The sequence below is a fragment of the Vibrio hepatarius genome (assembly GCF_043642085.1).
GTDB classification, from domain to species: domain Bacteria; phylum Pseudomonadota; class Gammaproteobacteria; order Enterobacterales; family Vibrionaceae; genus Vibrio; species Vibrio hepatarius_C.
The window spans coordinates 181,364-196,621 of the sequence record NZ_JBHZSA010000002.1 but is presented as its reverse complement, the minus strand read 5'-3'; the positions used below and the strand labels follow the sequence as shown (position 1 = coordinate 196,621).

At 45.7% G+C, this 15,258-nt stretch carries 17 protein-coding genes; 8 read left to right on the top strand and 9 right to left on the bottom strand.

Translation table 11 applies throughout. From position 1 onward, the window contains the following. Positions 1 to 4 precede the first annotated feature (4 nt). Positions 5 to 1,015, bottom strand: coding sequence for a putative 2-aminoethylphosphonate ABC transporter substrate-binding protein (locus ACHUFZ_RS04055; protein WP_394125999.1), 1,011 nt, complete (start codon positions 1,013 to 1,015; stop codon positions 5 to 7). A 267-nt stretch (positions 1,016 to 1,282) separates the two neighbouring features. On the opposite strand from ACHUFZ_RS04055, the gene phnW reads away from it, so the two are divergent. From phnW to phnX, 3 genes are all read left to right on the top strand, one after another. Continuing rightward, complete coding sequence (gene phnW, locus ACHUFZ_RS04050) at positions 1,283 to 2,386, top strand: 2-aminoethylphosphonate--pyruvate transaminase (protein WP_394125998.1); 1,104 nt, start codon at positions 1,283 to 1,285, stop codon at positions 2,384 to 2,386. Between the two features lie 26 nt (positions 2,387 to 2,412). After that, entirely contained in the window at positions 2,413 to 3,792 is a 1,380-nt protein-coding gene (locus ACHUFZ_RS04045; RefSeq protein ID WP_394125997.1) for an aspartate aminotransferase family protein, read from the top strand. An 89-nt stretch (positions 3,793 to 3,881) separates the two neighbouring features. Next, complete coding sequence (gene phnX / locus ACHUFZ_RS04040) at positions 3,882 to 4,697, top strand: phosphonoacetaldehyde hydrolase (protein ID WP_394125996.1); 816 nt, start codon at positions 3,882 to 3,884, stop codon at positions 4,695 to 4,697. A 67-nt stretch (positions 4,698 to 4,764) separates the two neighbouring features. On the opposite strand, the gene ACHUFZ_RS04035 is transcribed toward phnX, so the two are convergent. Next, positions 4,765 to 5,355: a DUF1294 domain-containing protein gene (locus ACHUFZ_RS04035; RefSeq protein ID WP_394125995.1), complete on the bottom strand. Its 591-nt coding sequence runs from the start codon at positions 5,353 to 5,355 to the stop codon at positions 4,765 to 4,767. Between the two features lie 214 nt (positions 5,356 to 5,569). On the opposite strand from ACHUFZ_RS04035, the gene ACHUFZ_RS04030 reads away from it, so the two are divergent. Continuing rightward, entirely contained in the window at positions 5,570 to 5,893 is a 324-nt protein-coding gene (locus ACHUFZ_RS04030; protein ID WP_394125994.1) for a hypothetical protein, read from the top strand. Between the two features lie 58 nt (positions 5,894 to 5,951). Continuing rightward, positions 5,952 to 6,638, top strand: coding sequence for a helix-turn-helix transcriptional regulator (locus ACHUFZ_RS04025; protein WP_394125993.1), 687 nt, complete (start codon positions 5,952 to 5,954; stop codon positions 6,636 to 6,638). 4 nt (positions 6,639 to 6,642) lie between these two features. Here ACHUFZ_RS04025 and ACHUFZ_RS04020 read toward each other — a convergent pair whose 3' ends face one another. Together ACHUFZ_RS04020 and yjjG are read right to left on the bottom strand one after the other, a co-directional pair. Further along, a complete protein-coding gene (locus ACHUFZ_RS04020; protein WP_134834590.1) occupies positions 6,643 to 6,858 on the bottom strand; it encodes a cold shock domain-containing protein in 216 nt (71 codons plus the stop codon). Between the two features lie 69 nt (positions 6,859 to 6,927). Continuing rightward, entirely contained in the window at positions 6,928 to 7,602 is a 675-nt protein-coding gene (yjjG, locus tag ACHUFZ_RS04015) for a pyrimidine 5'-nucleotidase (RefSeq protein ID WP_394125992.1), read from the bottom strand. Positions 7,603 to 7,811: 209 nt separating this feature from the next. Here yjjG and ACHUFZ_RS04010 point away from each other — a divergent pair, with 209 nt between their 5' ends. Together ACHUFZ_RS04010 and yiaY are read left to right on the top strand one after the other, a co-directional pair. Further along, positions 7,812 to 7,964: a hypothetical protein gene (locus tag ACHUFZ_RS04010; RefSeq protein ID WP_167489234.1), complete on the top strand. Its 153-nt coding sequence runs from the start codon at positions 7,812 to 7,814 to the stop codon at positions 7,962 to 7,964. Between the two features lie 285 nt (positions 7,965 to 8,249). After that, positions 8,250 to 9,398, top strand: a complete 1,149-nt coding sequence (yiaY, locus tag ACHUFZ_RS04005) for an L-threonine dehydrogenase (protein WP_134834593.1) — start codon at positions 8,250 to 8,252, stop codon at positions 9,396 to 9,398. 163 nt (positions 9,399 to 9,561) lie between these two features. Here yiaY and secF read toward each other — a convergent pair whose 3' ends face one another. The 4 genes from secF to ACHUFZ_RS03985 all read right to left on the bottom strand — a co-directional run bounded on the left by secF (position 9,562) and on the right by ACHUFZ_RS03985 (position 13,644). Next, a complete protein-coding gene (gene secF, locus ACHUFZ_RS04000) occupies positions 9,562 to 10,464 on the bottom strand; it encodes a protein translocase subunit SecF (protein WP_394125991.1) in 903 nt (300 codons plus the stop codon). Between the two features lie 2 nt (positions 10,465 to 10,466). Next, positions 10,467 to 12,314 (bottom strand): protein translocase subunit SecD, encoded by a 1,848-nt coding sequence (gene secD, locus ACHUFZ_RS03995; RefSeq protein WP_394125990.1) that lies wholly within the window; start codon positions 12,312 to 12,314, stop codon positions 10,467 to 10,469. A 91-nt stretch (positions 12,315 to 12,405) separates the two neighbouring features. Beyond that, positions 12,406 to 12,873 (bottom strand): hypothetical protein, encoded by a 468-nt coding sequence (locus ACHUFZ_RS03990; protein ID WP_394125989.1) that lies wholly within the window; start codon positions 12,871 to 12,873, stop codon positions 12,406 to 12,408. 99 nt (positions 12,874 to 12,972) lie between these two features. Beyond that, positions 12,973 to 13,644 (bottom strand): SH3 domain-containing protein, encoded by a 672-nt coding sequence (locus ACHUFZ_RS03985; protein ID WP_394125988.1) that lies wholly within the window; start codon positions 13,642 to 13,644, stop codon positions 12,973 to 12,975. A gap of 91 nt (positions 13,645 to 13,735) precedes the next feature. Here ACHUFZ_RS03985 and ACHUFZ_RS03980 point away from each other — a divergent pair, with 91 nt between their 5' ends. Beyond that, positions 13,736 to 14,281 (top strand): hypothetical protein, encoded by a 546-nt coding sequence (locus ACHUFZ_RS03980; protein ID WP_394125987.1) that lies wholly within the window; start codon positions 13,736 to 13,738, stop codon positions 14,279 to 14,281. On the opposite strand, the gene ACHUFZ_RS03975 is transcribed toward ACHUFZ_RS03980, so the two are convergent. Further along, complete coding sequence (locus tag ACHUFZ_RS03975) at positions 14,278 to 15,252, bottom strand: GGGtGRT protein (RefSeq protein ID WP_394125986.1); 975 nt, start codon at positions 15,250 to 15,252, stop codon at positions 14,278 to 14,280. The genes ACHUFZ_RS03980 and ACHUFZ_RS03975 overlap by 4 nt on opposite strands. Positions 15,253 to 15,258 lie beyond the last annotated feature (6 nt).

Sequence of the window (15,258 nt, the reverse complement as noted above, 5' to 3'; positions counted from 1 at the left end):
CATATTAAGACTTCGGCTCAGATTTCGCGTCAAATTTCTCTGACCATGCCGCTAGGATTTCAGCACGCTTGTTGCCCATCTTTGCAAAGTCCATCTTCGCCATGTTCTCTTGAACATTTGGGAAGTTAGAGACTGTCGCCTTAACCTCTTTATGAGCCACAACTGGGTACATTTCTACATATAGCTCATTCGCCGCTTTGGAGATCGACCAGTCCACCACACGCTTAGCTGCATCAGACTCTTTTACTAGACCAACCGCTTCTGATTCCCAGCCAATACCTTTTGGCGTGATGACCGCTAGCGGTGCGCCTTGCGTTTTCAGCTTCGCGCCACGACTTGCCATCGAAATACCGATAGCCACTTCACCCATACCCGCTTGAACACATGGTTTAGAACCAGAGTGCGTGTAGTGGGCAATGTTTTTGTCTAGATCACGCATGTAGTTCCACGCCTGATCTTCACCCATGTTTTGCAGCCAAGCAGACACCTGCATATAACCCGTACCCGATGAGGCGGGGTTTGGCATTGCAATATGCCCTTTATACACTGGCTTGGTTAGATCTTCCCATGAGGTTGGCTTAGGCAGGTTTAATTGCTTCGCTACGATTTCATTGAAACAAACAGCGTTAAAGAACGCATCGTTACCAAACCATGCTTGATTCTTTTGCGGGTCATTGAGTTTGGCATGAAGCTGATCCAAACCTTTTGGCGTATATGGTTTAAGCAGCCCCTGCTCTTTCAACAAAGCCATCGAAGACCCCGCAAGGCCCCAAACCACTTCCGCTTGAGGGTTATTCTTTTCTGCCAGCAATTTCGCCGTCATGATACCTGTTGAATCACGTACCCATTTAATCTTGATATCTGGGTTTTCTTTCTCAAAAGCTGACTTGTATTTAGCAAGTATGTCCGTTTCGAAAGCCGTGTAAACCGTCACTTCCTGTGCAGCCATTGCATTTGTAGCTAGCAGAGATACAAGCGCAGCCAGCGTTCCTTTCATCAAGCGGTTTTTCATCATTTTCTCCAGTTAGATTGGCTAAAGTTAAAATTGGTCTGTACCAGTTAACGAATTACACCCTAAAAAACCAATATGACGATTACATGAATGAAACGTGGCAATTTTTAGACATTTTTAATCTTCATCTAAAGCCCTATCCCATTCCGTATAGGAACTGTGAAAGTTTTATGAAGATAAATACCTGGCTATTTACGACCGTTTGTATCTCCTGCTAAAGTGACTCTAAATTCTGGTGTAGACCAAAAATTAAATCTAATGGGAATCGAGATGAAAAACGAATACCTACTGCTAACTCCAGGTCCTCTATCTACCTCTGAAACCGTACGTGAAGCCATGCTAAAAGACTGGTGTACTTGGGATGATGACTACAACAAAGACATCGTAGAAGTGATCCGCACTAAGCTAGTGAAGTTAGCCACTCAACAAGACGGCTATACCTGCGTACTCATGCAAGGCAGCGGTACGGCGTCAGTAGAAGCAACGATCGGCAGCGCAATTGGCAAAGAGGGAAAATTGTTGGTTGTTGATAACGGTGCCTACGGAGCGCGCATTGCCCAAATTGCTGAGTATCTAAATATCCCGTGCCATGTAGTTTCCCCTGGCGAAACATCACAGCCACACTTGAACGAGGTGGAAAGTGCATTGGCATCGGATCCTACGATCACTCACGTCGCAATTGTTCACTGCGAAACCACCACTGGCATGCTTAACCCAATTGAGGCCTTTTCTTCTGTTGCAAAGACACACAGTAAAGTGGTGATTCTCGATGCCATGTCGAGCTTTGGTGGCATTCCTATCGATATCGCAGAATTAGGCATCGACTTTATGATCAGCTCTGCAAACAAATGTATCCAAGGCGTGCCGGGCTTTGGCTTTGTGATCGCGAAACAAACTGAGCTAGAAAAGTGCCAAGGTCAGGCGCGTTCTTTGAGCCTTGATCTTTACGACCAGTGGCATTGCATGGAAGTGAACCACGGCAAATGGCGTTTTACGTCTCCAACGCACACGGTTCGCGCTTTCTACCAAGCATTACTAGAGCTGGAACAAGAAGGCGGCATTGAAGCTCGTCATAACCGTTACCAAACTAACCAGAAAACACTGGTAGCAGGTATGCGCTCTTTGGGTTTCGAACCGCTACTGAATGATGAGCTTCACTCGCCAATCATCACTTCTTTCTACTCTCCAACGCACAGTGATTACCAGTTCAAAGAATTCTACACGCGTTTGAAAGAGCAAGGTTTTGTGATTTATCCGGGTAAAGTATCGAACGCAGATTGCTTCCGTATCGGCAACATTGGCGAAGTTTACCCAGCAGATATCGAGCGCTTAATCGGTGCGATTGAAAAAGCAATGTACTGGCAAGTTGCTTAAAGCAGCCTTCTGATTGAGAGAGCGTTATGACTCAGAATATCAAACCGACCCATTTTCGCAGCGAAGGCGATGTCAACACGACACCAGCGCGCCAAGCTTGGAATGCATCGATGGACGACGAACGCACGCAAGCATTATTGAAACGTGATGCAAAGGTCTTTCTTCATCAAGCCATGTCGACGCCTTGCTTAGATACCTTGGAAGCAGCAGAAGGCATCTACATCCAAGATGCCACAGGCAAAAAGTACATGGACTTCCATGGCAATAACGTCCACCAGTTGGGCTACGGTCATCCGCATGTGATTAAACGCGTGCAAGAGCAAATTGCCAAACTGACGTTCTCACCACGTCGTTTTACCAATGAGACCGCGATTGAATGCGCCGAAAAACTCACGCAAATCTGTGGCGGCGAATTGAGCCGCGTACTGTTTGCTCCAGGTGGTACTTCTGCGGTGGGCATGGCGCTTAAATTGGCGCGTCACATTACGGGTAACTACAAGGTGGTGTCGTTGTGGGATTCTTTCCACGGTGCATCGCTCGATGCCATCTCAGTGGGCGGCGAAGCGTGTTTCCGTCAAGGTATGGGACCATTAATGGCAGGTGTTGAGCGCATTCCACCAGCGGTGTCTTATCGTGGTGCTTTCCCAGTTGCCGACGGTAGCGATGTGCATTACGCAGACTACCTTGAGTACGTAATTGAGAAAGAAGGCGGCGTAGGCGCATTTATCGCAGAAGCGGTTCGTAACACAGACGTACAAGTACCGAGCAAAGCCTACTGGAAACGCATCCGTGAAATCTGTGACAAACACAATGTCATGCTGATCATCGATGACATCCCTAACGGCATGGGTCGCAGCGGTGAATGGTTTACCTACCAAGCCTACGACATCGAGCCGGATATGCTCTGCATCGGTAAAGGTTTGGGCGGAGGCTTAGTGCCCATCGCAGCCATGGTAACCAAAGACAAATACAACACTGCCGAGCAAATCTCCATGGGTCATTACACTCATGAGAAAAGCCCTATCGGTTGTGCTGCAGCACTGGCCACCATGGAAGCCATTGAGCAAGAAGGCTTGTTAGATAAGGCTAAAGCCGACAGCCAGTTTATGCATGAAAAGCTGCTAGAGATGAAAGCCAAATACCCAGTGATTGGTGATGTTCGTGGCATCGGCATGTTGTGGGGCATTGAACTGGTCACTGACCACGAAATCAAAGCACGCGCGTATGACGAAGCGGAGGCTGTGCTGTACCAATGCCTCAACAATGGCGTGAGCTTCAAGGTATCGCAAGGCAATGTGATTCAACTCAGCCCACCGCTGATCATCACTCGCGAACAACTGACAGAAGCATTGGCGATCTTCGAAGAAGCGATCGCCAAAGTGTGTAAAGACTTTAACTACTTTTAGGGTCGATAGACCTCAATAAAACCAATTTATCCAGAGCGCAGTTCCAACGTGTAGGCAAGCGCTCTGGCAAACAAGAAAAAGGATTGAACATGAGCAACTCACCAATTCAAGCAGTGATCTTTGACTGGGCTGGCACTATCGTCGATTTCGGCTCTTTTGCACCCACCAGCATCTTTGTTGAAGCATTCAAACAAGGTTTTGATTTTGATATCGACCTTGAAGAAGCGCGCGAGCCAATGGGTCTTGGTAAGTGGGATCACATCCAAGCTGTGGGTCGCATCCCTGCGGTTGATAAGCGTTGGAATGAGAAGTTTGGTCGCTCAATGACCAGCGAAGACATCGACGCTATCTACGCAGCATTTATGCCTCTGCAAAAAGCAAAAGTGGCTGACCATGCAGAGCCAATTCTCGATGCGATTGAAGTGGTGAACGGTCTGAAAGACAAAGGCATCAAGATCGGTTCTTGTTCTGGTTACCCTCGCGAAGTAATGGACGTACTGATTCCGGTTGCGGCGGATTACGGCTACAAGCCAGATTATGTGGTAGCGACAGACGATCTTCCTCAAGGCGGTCGCCCTGCACCATTTATGGCACTGAAGAACGTGATTGAACTGAACGTCACTGATGTTAACGCGTGTATCAAAGTGGATGACGCAGCACCGGGCATCGATGAAGGTCATAACGCCGGAATGTGGACAGTTGGTCTGCTGCTTTCTGGTAACGAAGCGGGTCTGACGTTTGAAGAATACCAAGCGGCAGACGAAGCAACGCTTAATGCCGCTCGTGAAAAAGCGCGCGCAAAATTGATCAAGAGCTCGCCGCATTACCTTATCGATACCATTGCTGACTTCCCAGAAGTGGTTGCAGATATCGAACGTCGCCTAGCGGCAGGTGAGCGTCCGTAAACTACCAAGCAATGACTGAAACAACATAGGGCTCAAATGAGCCCTTTGTTTTTGACAATGATTACTTTCAAATACGAATACTTTGAAGCATCTCTTGTAAGAAGACCGCCCCTTCGTTGGTTAACGTCCAACAAAAAAACATAATATTCATGACTACCGTTGACCAAAACAGGAACCTAAACCCTAAGTCGTTATATTTGTGATGCATAAATGACTGAGCAAATAACGCCCCTATCCAGCCACCAAACACATTCAATAGATGGAACGACACTTCAGGTATTCTCCAGCCTCCAGTCATCAATGCATGTTTATCAAACGCGTATACCACATACGTCACCGTACTGACAGCAAAGTACAACACACACGAAATCACAGGAAAATCGAGTAGCACGACGCTACCAACCAAAGCGCTACAGAACCACACAGCGATTGCGAGGGAAAAGTTAAACACGATAGGTCTTTCTACTTGAACCGCTCTCATGCCACCACTACTGTCAGAACCTAAGCGAAACACGACCGGTTCACTGACACAGGGTGTCTGAGAAGCGTTCGCTAAATCACTAATATGAAAGACAATTTGTGTATCTTGATTTTCGACAGAAATGTAACCGTAACCTTTATTTTGGTCCCAGTGCGCAATCGTGCCCTGTATAGACATGGGAGTTTCCTTACCTAGCAGCTGACTCTTACAAGTCATTAATTTTGTATGTTTTACAATACCTATAGCACACATATTCCACCATGCGCATATTGATGTGTATTTTTTGTCTATTTTTTGACCTCTAACACTCCTGACACAATCTGACAGTCACTTTGAATATGATTATTTCGACGTTAAGCAACACCCCACAACTCCAGATAAATAGGGAAATATGATGAAAAGTGTTATCGAAATTGTCCGCTTCAAATTGCTACAAGACGCATCAAACGAACAGCTTATTGCTGCCACAGAGAAGAGCCAGGAATTTGTCTCGTCGTTGAATGGTTTTGAATATCGCTCATTAAGCTTCGAGCAAGAGAGTGAGACGTGGACAGATGTTGTTTATTGGGATTCAATGGACAATGCTAAAGCAGCAGGCGAGCAATTTATGTCGAGTAAAGAGTGTGCGCCATTAATGGCACTTATTGACCCTGAGAGTGTCGTCATGCAACATCAAACCATCATGATGAGTGATTTAGCAGCGAAATATCGCTAATACCAATTGGAAAGAGGCCGCTCTCGGCCTCTTTTTATAATCAGAGAAAGGAATCTGTGTGAGTAAGTCTGAACGCCTCTTTGAGCTACTAACCCTACTTCGTTCAAAACGATATGCCGTGACTGCCGCGCAGCTCGCTGAACGTATGGAAGTGAGTGAACGCACTATCTATCGTGATATACAGTCACTGATTGGCTCAGGGGTTCCAATTCAAGGCGAAGCTGGCATTGGCTACATGCTGCAAGATGGCTCTCACCTTCCACCACTCATGTTTACCGACAAAGAGATGCTTGCTCTAGAGCTAGGAATGCGCATGGTGCGCGCTTGGTCCGATGATGAATTGGCTCAGGCTTCTCAGTCAGCGTCTGCCAAAATACTTTCGGTATTGCCAGATAAGCTCAAGCAGCAAGTCGAGAGCTTTCCGATTTTTGTGCCTGAGATTCACACTGCTTCAGAAACAGCGAGACGAGGTAAAATGCTCCGTCACGCAACTGACGACAAGTTGAAGATAGAGATCCACTATTCAGATCATAAAGGTGCTGAGACACAGCGCTGCTTACAACCATTAGGTCAGATATTCTGGGGCAAAGTTTGGACCTTGGTGGCTTGGTGTGAGCTAAGAGATGACTATCGCCACTTTCGCATCGATAGAATTAGCAAGCTAACGATTCTTGATAAGAAGTTTGAGACCAACAAAACAAAAAATCTGGAGCACTACTTAAAACAGCACGCTCCAGACGCCTAACACCCTACTTGCTAACTGATGGCGAGATATTTAACGCAAGAAGGCAGCCACTCAGATCAGACTCAATATCGAACTCTACAAGTTCATTCACATGCGGCTCTATCTGAGACTTTTCCAAGTCCCTAACGTGAAAGAAGACTCTAGCACTCTCATTTTCTTCCTCGATAAAGCCGTATCCATGACTCGCATCTAAATCTACAATTTTTCCAAGTATCGACATGAGCAACGCTCCTATTTACAGTATCTGTTGTTAAATACCAACAACAGCACCACTTGGATCACTATTCGATTAAGCGAATAGAATATTTTTCAATTCATGCAGCGAGTTCACGGTATAGCTTGGCGCAATTGATGAATCTTGCTCATCCCCCGCATGGTTTAACCAACAAGTCTCTATGCCAAAGTTGATCCCGCCTAAAATATCTGAGTGCTGGTTATCGCCAACCATAAGAATTTTGCTCTTACATGGCATTCCCATCTTTTCTAACGCATGACTAAAAATAGCTAGATCAGGTTTGGCAACACCGACCTCTTCGGAAATAATGACATGCTCAAAGTATTGGCTCATACCCGTTCGCTCAAGTCGAATTGCCTGTAGTTCAGTAAAGCCATTGGTGATGATGCCCATCTTTGCCTTACCATGTAGGCTATCCATCAGCTCTTTCGCCCCTGGCAACAAAGTACAAATATCGGCCATTGCTTCAAGAAACGCACTGTTTAGCTCTGAAGTAGTCGTTTCTAATCTATCAGCCCACTCCTGAAAGCGAGTATGTTTGAGTTCGTGCGCGGTTATCGTTCCATTCTGGTAATCCACCCATAAAGGCTTATTCACTGTCTGATAGTGGTTAAAGTCTTGCTCGGTAAAGTCCACCCCCTTGCGCGAAAACATCAACTGCATGCCTTTAAAAGCATCAAAGTGAAACAAGGTTTCATCGGCGTCAAACAAGATCCAATCGTATTTCATTCTTATCTCCTCAAAAATACGCGCCTAGTGTAGGTGGTTTTCCCCGCTATGATAATCAATTAAACGTACAGTCTGGCGTTTCAATGTGACACCAAGCTCATAAATAGGCCACGTTCACAGTTGTTCGGCGATTTTATGACCTAAAACAAGAATGTGCACAGGGTGACGCGACACAATCATTTGGTCCCCCTATTCTAGGAGATAATGATATGAAGCGCTTTTTTCCATCCAGTGTCATGCTTACACCATTTCTCGTTAAACACTATGCTACCGATGAACATGACGATGTCCTTGAAGAAGAGCAACAGACAGAATTGGTGCCAGAGTCCGACCAAGAATCGATTGATTCAGCAAATCGATAATCTATCAGCAACTCCCCATATCTGATCGAAAAATAAAACCCTTATACCTAAGTGTAAGGGTTTTATTTTTCGGTCTATTTACCTAAATATGTTGGAAAATCGATTGCGTTAAATCATTAATATTTAACATATTTATCATCACCTCTCTTTCGAAATGACTAAGCTCACAAATTCATTTCCGCATACCACTTTTGGGTAACTTAATTGCTTAAGATCAAATTTAAGCTTGGGATATTTATGCGAATCTAGATGCAGTTATTAAATATATAAATATGGAGAAATCCAATGACAAGTGCATTTTTTATCCCTACTGTGAACCTAATGGGCGCTGGCTGCCTTAAAGACGCAACCGACAGCATCCAATCTCAAGGCTTCAAAAAAGGTCTTATCGTAACCGACAAAATCTTGAGCCAAATTGGCATGGTGAAACAAGTTCAAGATCTATTGTCTGAGCGAGATGTTGAGACTGTAGTATTTGATGGCACACAACCAAACCCTACCATCAGCAACGTTAACGACGGCTTAGCGCTTCTAACAGATAACGACTGTGACTTCGTAATTTCTCTCGGCGGCGGCTCGCCACACGACTGTGCTAAAGGCATCGCACTGGTTGCATCTAATGGCGGTAAGATTGGCGATTACGAAGGCGTTGACCAATCAGCTAAACCTATGTTGCCACTGATCGCAATCAACACCACAGCGGGTACCGCATCTGAAATGACGCGTTTCTGCATCATTACTGATGAAGAGCGTCATATTAAGATGGCGATTGTCGATAAACACACTACGCCGTTAATCTCAGTCAACGACCCTGAGCTAATGCTAGCGAAACCTGCATCGCTAACGGCTGCAACAGGTATGGATGCGTTAACTCACGCCGTTGAAGCTTATGTGTCTATTGCTGCAACGCCAATTACAGATGCAGTGGCAATCAAAGCTATCGAACTGATTCAAGCACACCTACGCACAGCGGTAGAGAACGGTGATGATATCGAAGCTCGCGAACAAATGGCTTACGCTCAGTTTATGGCGGGTATGGCATTTAACAACGCATCGCTAGGCTATGTACACGCAATGGCGCACCAGCTAGGTGGTTTCTACGACCTACCACATGGCGTGTGTAACGCAATCTTGCTACCTCACGTACAGCGCTACAACGCGCAAGTCTGCCCAGAGCGTCTTTCAGACGTGGCTAAAGCAATGGGAGTCGATGTAGAAGGCATGACTGCAGAGCAAGGCGCTAATGCCGCTATCGATGCAATCGTTGCGCTAGCGAAAGATGTTGGCATCCCTGCTGGTATTAAAGAGCTAGGTGCGAAATCTGACGATATCCCTACTCTAGCAGACAACGCTCTAAAAGATGCTTGTGGCTTTACCAACCCTAAACAAGCAACGCACGAAGAGATTTCTGCCATCTTCGAAGCAGCAATGTAAGCGATTCTTTTCCTTGTAATCCAAGCCTCCTTCGGGAGGCTTTTTCGTATCGAACACACCATCACTTTACAATGTAAATGACCGCTATATCTGGGCTGAGAGTACCAATTTAGATATAAAAAAAGCCCTGTTCTCATGGCAGGGCTGTTGTTCATGTTACTGATTAAGGCGCATCATCCACTTCAACCGGTAAATAGTGCTTCGGTTCAAGCTTGAGCCACTCCGGCAACACGGTACCAATCGAGATAGAAGACCAAGTACCCGACAAGATGCCGATGAACATCGCAATCGCAAAGCCTTGTAGCGCACTACCGCCCATAATCCACAATGCCGCAACCGTCATTAACGTGGTACCAGAAGTCACCATAGTACGTGAGAACGTCGCTAAAACAGCTTGGTCATTGATTTCCTCAGTCGGTGTCGTCTGCTTGGCTAATAGTAACTCACGGATACGGTCAGCAATGATAATCGAGTCATTTAGTGAGTAACCCAGAATCGCCAATATCGCCGCAAACACAGTTAAGTTAAATTCCATTTGCGTTGCAGCGAAAAAGCCAAGTACCAACACCACGTCATGAACCAACGCTAGCAATGAACCGCTCGCTAAACGCCATTCAAAGCGGAAACATAAGTAACCTAGGATACTCATCATTGAGATAAGCAGCGCTAAACCACCTTGATCTACTAAGTCTTGACCTACTTGAGAGCCAACCATGCTGTTACTGATCACTTCAACTTGGTGAGAAATCGGTGCTAGCGTCTGAGTAAGATCAGCAACCTCTTCACCTTGTGCTGGGATTGGGTAACGAACCACCCAACGGCCATCTTGATCTGAATGGGTGACATTGGTGAACTCACCCAGCTCTGGCTGAAGTGTGTTAACTAACTGTTGGTGAGTGACATTGTTGTCTACTTTGACTTCTGTCACCATACCGCCAGTGAAATCTAGACCCATGTTCAGGCCATTCGCCGCCAATGCGATCAGTGACACGACCATTAAAGCAATGGAAACAAAGCTGGTAATGTAACGAATACGACGGATACGTTGTTTAAAGAATTCGACCATGATTAAACCCTTACGTCACGACGAGCGTCGCGTCCCCAAACTAAGTTAATGATTGCGCGTGAAGCGAATACGCCGCTGAACATACTGGTCAATAGACCAAGGCCAAGAGTCAAAGCAAAGCCTTGAATTGGACCATTACCGATCGAGTAAAGTACGACAGCAGTAATCATGGTGGTGATATTGGCATCTAGAATGGTGCTTAGTGCACTGTCAAACCCTAGATCGATAGACTGAGCAAAGGTACGTCCCTCTGCCAATTTATCTTTAATACGTTCGAAGATAAGTACGTTGGTATCTACCGCCATACCGACAGTCAAAACCAAGCCGGCAATACCAGGAAGAGTAAGTACAGCCCCCGGTAGTAACGCGATAAGACCTAACAAGCTAACCATGTTGACCATTAGAGCGACGTTTGCCACCCAACCTAGTCGGCGGTACCACAGTGCCATGAAGGTCAATGTCATCGCCATACCAAGCGCCAGCGCTGCAAAGCCGTTCTGGATATTTTCAGCACCTAAAGAAGCACCAATAGTACGCTCTTCAACGATAGTAACAGGGGCAGTTAGAGAACCCGCTCTTAACAGTAGTGCTAAGTTTTGCGCGTCTTCCATAGAGCCTGCACCTGTAATACGGAACTGGCTACCTAGCTGCGATTGAATCGTCGCAACACTGATGACTTTTTCACTACGTTCAGTCTCGCCTTTCGCGTTGGTTGTGTACTCGCGGTACACAGTGGCCATTGGCTTACCAATATGAGTGCCTGAGAAATCACTCATGATCTTGCCACCCGCATGATCGAGCGAAATGTTTACTTCTGAGAAGCCCATTTTATCGATACCAGCGCGGGCATTAATGATGTGCTCACCTGTAAGAACAGCGCGTTTCGCTAAGGTTACGTCTCGGCCATCGTTGTCTTTCAGGACAATATCGCCATACGCTTTCTCTTCAGATGGAGAGCGCGCTTCATGGAAAGCAAGCGTTGCAGTCGCGCCAATCACGTTCTTCGCCAGTGATGGGTCTTGTACGCCCGGTAGCTCAATACGAATGCTGTGCTCACCTTGGCGTTGAACTAGCGCTTCGGTAATACCTAGCTCTTCAATACGATCACGCATGATCTTGAGGTTTTGCTTGATAGTGACCGATTGGAATTCAGATTTGCTTTCTAGCGTTGGTTTAACCGCAATGTAGTCTGAGTGGCGCTTAGCATCCCATGTTGGGTAGTTTTGCTTTAGGAAGTCGCCAACCGAGCCCATCGCTTGTTCAGAATTACTCTTAATATCAAAGCCTTCTGAACCTACTGTTGTAATTTGTACGCCACGGATACGCTCTTGACGTAAAAAGTCACGAACTTCATCAACCAAGCTATTGCGCTGATCTTCAAACGCTTTATCAATATCTACGTTAAGTAGGAACTGAACACCGCCACGAAGGTCAAGACCAAGCTTAATTGGTGAGAAGCCAAGTTCACTTAACCACTCAGGTGCAACAGAGACATAAGAGAAAGTGATACTATCTTCTTTGCCCAGCAGCTTATCCAGCTCTTTACGCGCTTGTGTCTGAGCAGTTTCGTTGTCGAACACTAGCGTTGTCTTTTGGCCTACTTGGTCAATTTTGATTGCATCAATATCGCGCTGATCAAGGTAGTGATTGAGTTCACTAACATTACCAAGAATTGAGTTACTTGCTTGTGGTGACGTTGTCACCTGAATTGACGGTTTCTCACCATACCATGTTGGTATCGCACTTAACGTCAACATAATGATCGTAGCGATCAGCACCACATACTTCCACGCCGAGTAGTGGTTCATCAAGCGTGCAGATTTCGCCTGCTTAACAGGTTGTTTTTTCATAATATTTCTTAACTTTGCTAGGCACAGTAATCCGTGCGTAGTATTAAAATAATGAAGATTAGATTCTTCGTTTAACTAAGTTAAAAAATGATCAGAAATGACCGTTTAAGGCGACGTAAAGCGTGTTCGATTCTTTCCAACCGGAAACTCGGTAGATAGCATTTTGGTTCGAAACGCGTTGAGTTGAAGTAACAACCGGAAGTTTATACAACCGATAGAGAGGAATAGCAGCAGGTTCAAAACCTACTGTTTCGAGATTTGATTTTGGCTCAGCGTCATCAAGAACACGAGTGACATTTGACCAACGATTCGCATTGATAATCGCTAACCAATCTTGCGCAATATCTGATTGAGTTACTGGTTCTGATTGGGGTTCTTGTCGTACTTCATCAAACAGCGCTTGAAAGTCTTGTTGTGAAGAGGGGGTAGCGCCGAGAGAGCGGTAACTAAGTCTGGCAGAGGCTTCGTTTTCAGCTTGTAACAAATAAGCAAAAGCCTGCGTTGGTAAAACCATCGCAAGTAAAACTAGCCAGAAATATGAAACAATTCGCTGAAGCATTGATTAGCCAAATAATATAAAACATGTCGATGGTAGACCTAAGCCGTCAACCAGACAACTAAAATATTCTAAAAGCTAATTTTTCAGTTTTAGTAGGATTTAACGGTAAAAGATTTCGCCCGTTTGAACGTTAAGATAAATCTTGTTTGCCTGTTTCAAGCCACCACAATAAACAAAATAGGCTTCTTGCTCATCGAAGGTTACTGAACGCACCCAGCCTTGGGTTTCTTCAAAATCTTCTGGAACACAAGTGCCCTCTTTTAACAGATTATCGGTGGTCTTAATAAACATCTCAAAGTGCTGCTTAAAATCATCCGAGTTTTCTATGTACTGACCCACGGTTTCTAAACGTTCTTTTTTGGTGATCGTCGGTGCCACTTCAAGTAATGCTTCCATCGGCACCCATTCAGCCACTTCTGGTCCCCCGTCTTCATACACATAGTATGGAGAAATTCGGCCCCAGCCATCACGCTTTTCCAAAATGTGCAACTTGTCGCCACGGTATACAACACTTTCAACAAACGCGTCAAAATCAGGCATTTCACGGACACCAAGCCTTGGTGGACTCACGTAGTAATCCGTCACTGGCGGTTTCGCTTGTTCTTGCTCTTCCTCTTCCACAACTTCAAGTGGCGTTACAGGCTCCTTGTTGCTCTCAGCTTCTAGTGCCGCCATCGCATCTTGTTGTGGCTTATAGTAAAAAATGTAATAACCACCAGCGGCACAACCAATACCCACAAGCAGTAAGACAAGCATCATTAGCTTTTTCATATCCGTTCTGAATTTTTCCTATACTTATCGAATCAAGACCACGGCACCCATACTCATGATATGGCATTACTTAACTACTATAGCGGCAGCAATGCTGATCACTTTACCTTTTCAGGTAAACGGGTCCCAATGCAATGAGAAAAGTTGGAATGCCAACCTCAAAGTCCAGCACGAACTGGATGAAGCTTACAACCTTCACGCCTCACGGTTTAACCAGTTTCTTAAACTCCACCAAGATCAGCCATTTCTATTTCAAGAATTTAGTGCCGATGAAATTCACAGTTTATGGTCAACAAACAATACTCGCTACCTAGAGCATATGAACGCTCAAATTCAAGCCTCAACAACGCTCATCGACTTAATCGGTAAAGAACGCAGCGCGATAGAACCACTCAATGACAAAGCGTTACTTCAGCAGGACAAATGGCTCACTATCAGTCACCACTGCCAAACCAAAGGTAAAATGATCAATATGATTACTGGCTTAGACTATGCACAGCTTAACCAAGCGTTAATGAGAGACATAAGTATATTGCTGAGAAAATTAGATACCTTGCAGACACGATATAGGAAGGAAATCGAGGCCTTGGAAAGCAGTCGTCCAAAGCCTCTTCAAGACAATCCAAATCAGAATTAATGGTGAAGCTGCTGGTCCACGGCAACCGCCAATGCTACCGATGCGCCGACCATAGGGTTGTTACCCATACCGATGAAGCCCATCATTGCTACGTGAGCGGGAACAGATGAGCTACCCGCAAACTGAGCATCGGCATGCATTCTGCCCATTGTGTCTGTCATACCGTAGCTCGCAGGACCTGCAGCGACGTTATCAGGGTGAAGAGTTCGCCCTGTACCACCACCAGAGGCCACAGAGAAGTATACTTTTCCTTGGCTATTGCACTCTGATTTGTAGATGCCCGCCACCGGATGCTGGAAGCGTGTCGGGTTAGTCGAGTTGCCGGTAATACTTACATCGACTGATTCACGATGCATGATGGCGACACCTTCTCTAACATCATCTGCGCCGTAACAGAGAATCTCACCACGCTCGCCTTGCGAGAACCGACGTCGCTCGACTACAATCAGCTCATTGGTCTGATAATCAAACTCGGTACGCACATAAGTAAACCCATTGATGCGCGAGATAAGATAGGCCGCGTCTTTCCCTAAGCCGTTCAAAATCACTTTCAGCGGAGTTTGACGTGACTTATTGGCGTTCAGAGCTATCTTGATTGCACCTTCTGCAGCTGCAAATGATTCATGCCCCGCTAGGAAAGCAAAGCAGTGTGTATTCTCATTCAGGAGTCGAGCAGCAAGAGCCCCATGACCTAAACCAACTTGTCGTTGCTCTGCAACACTTCCAGGTTTAGTGAATGCTTGTAGTCCCTCGCCAATATATTGCGCGGCTTTTTCTGCGGTTTCAGCTTGTTTAAACAAGGCTAAGGCTGTGCCTACAGTATAAGCATCACAAGCATTATCAAAAGCGATCGGTTGGGTCTCAAGCACCATTTTTTTCGGGTCAATACCGAAGCTTAAGCAATAATCATGAGCTTGTTCAACTGTAGCAAGGTTCATTTGGTTCAATAGTTGAGTAGTTTGAGTATTCATAGCGGT

Bases quoted from the DNA above. Each gene is read 5' to 3' on its own strand.
- ACHUFZ_RS04045 (WP_394125997.1), top strand. From the start codon at position 2,413: ATGACTCAGAATATCAAACCGACCCATTTTCGCAGCGAAGGCGATGTC.
- secD (WP_394125990.1), bottom strand. From the start codon at position 12,314: ATGAAAAAACAACCTGTTAAGCAGGCGAAATCTGCACGCTTGATGAAC.
- ACHUFZ_RS04055 (WP_394125999.1), bottom strand. From the start codon at position 1,015: ATGATGAAAAACCGCTTGATGAAAGGAACGCTGGCTGCGCTTGTATCT.
- ACHUFZ_RS04035 (WP_394125995.1), bottom strand. From the start codon at position 5,355: ATGTCTATACAGGGCACGATTGCGCACTGGGACCAAAATAAAGGTTAC.
- ACHUFZ_RS03980 (WP_394125987.1), top strand. From the start codon at position 13,736: ATGCTGATCACTTTACCTTTTCAGGTAAACGGGTCCCAATGCAATGAG.
- ACHUFZ_RS04030 (WP_394125994.1), top strand. From the start codon at position 5,570: ATGATGAAAAGTGTTATCGAAATTGTCCGCTTCAAATTGCTACAAGAC.
- ACHUFZ_RS04010 (WP_167489234.1), top strand. From the start codon at position 7,812: ATGAAGCGCTTTTTTCCATCCAGTGTCATGCTTACACCATTTCTCGTT.
- ACHUFZ_RS03985 (WP_394125988.1), bottom strand. From the start codon at position 13,644: ATGAAAAAGCTAATGATGCTTGTCTTACTGCTTGTGGGTATTGGTTGT.
- phnW (WP_394125998.1), top strand. From the start codon at position 1,283: ATGAAAAACGAATACCTACTGCTAACTCCAGGTCCTCTATCTACCTCT.
- ACHUFZ_RS04020 (WP_134834590.1), bottom strand. From the start codon at position 6,858: ATGTCGATACTTGGAAAAATTGTAGATTTAGATGCGAGTCATGGATAC.
- secF (WP_394125991.1), bottom strand. From the start codon at position 10,464: ATGGTCGAATTCTTTAAACAACGTATCCGTCGTATTCGTTACATTACC.
- phnX (WP_394125996.1), top strand. From the start codon at position 3,882: ATGAGCAACTCACCAATTCAAGCAGTGATCTTTGACTGGGCTGGCACT.
- yjjG (WP_394125992.1), bottom strand. From the start codon at position 7,602: ATGAAATACGATTGGATCTTGTTTGACGCCGATGAAACCTTGTTTCAC.
- ACHUFZ_RS03990 (WP_394125989.1), bottom strand. From the start codon at position 12,873: ATGCTTCAGCGAATTGTTTCATATTTCTGGCTAGTTTTACTTGCGATG.
- ACHUFZ_RS03975 (WP_394125986.1), bottom strand. From the start codon at position 15,252: ATGAATACTCAAACTACTCAACTATTGAACCAAATGAACCTTGCTACA.
- yiaY (WP_134834593.1), top strand. From the start codon at position 8,250: ATGACAAGTGCATTTTTTATCCCTACTGTGAACCTAATGGGCGCTGGC.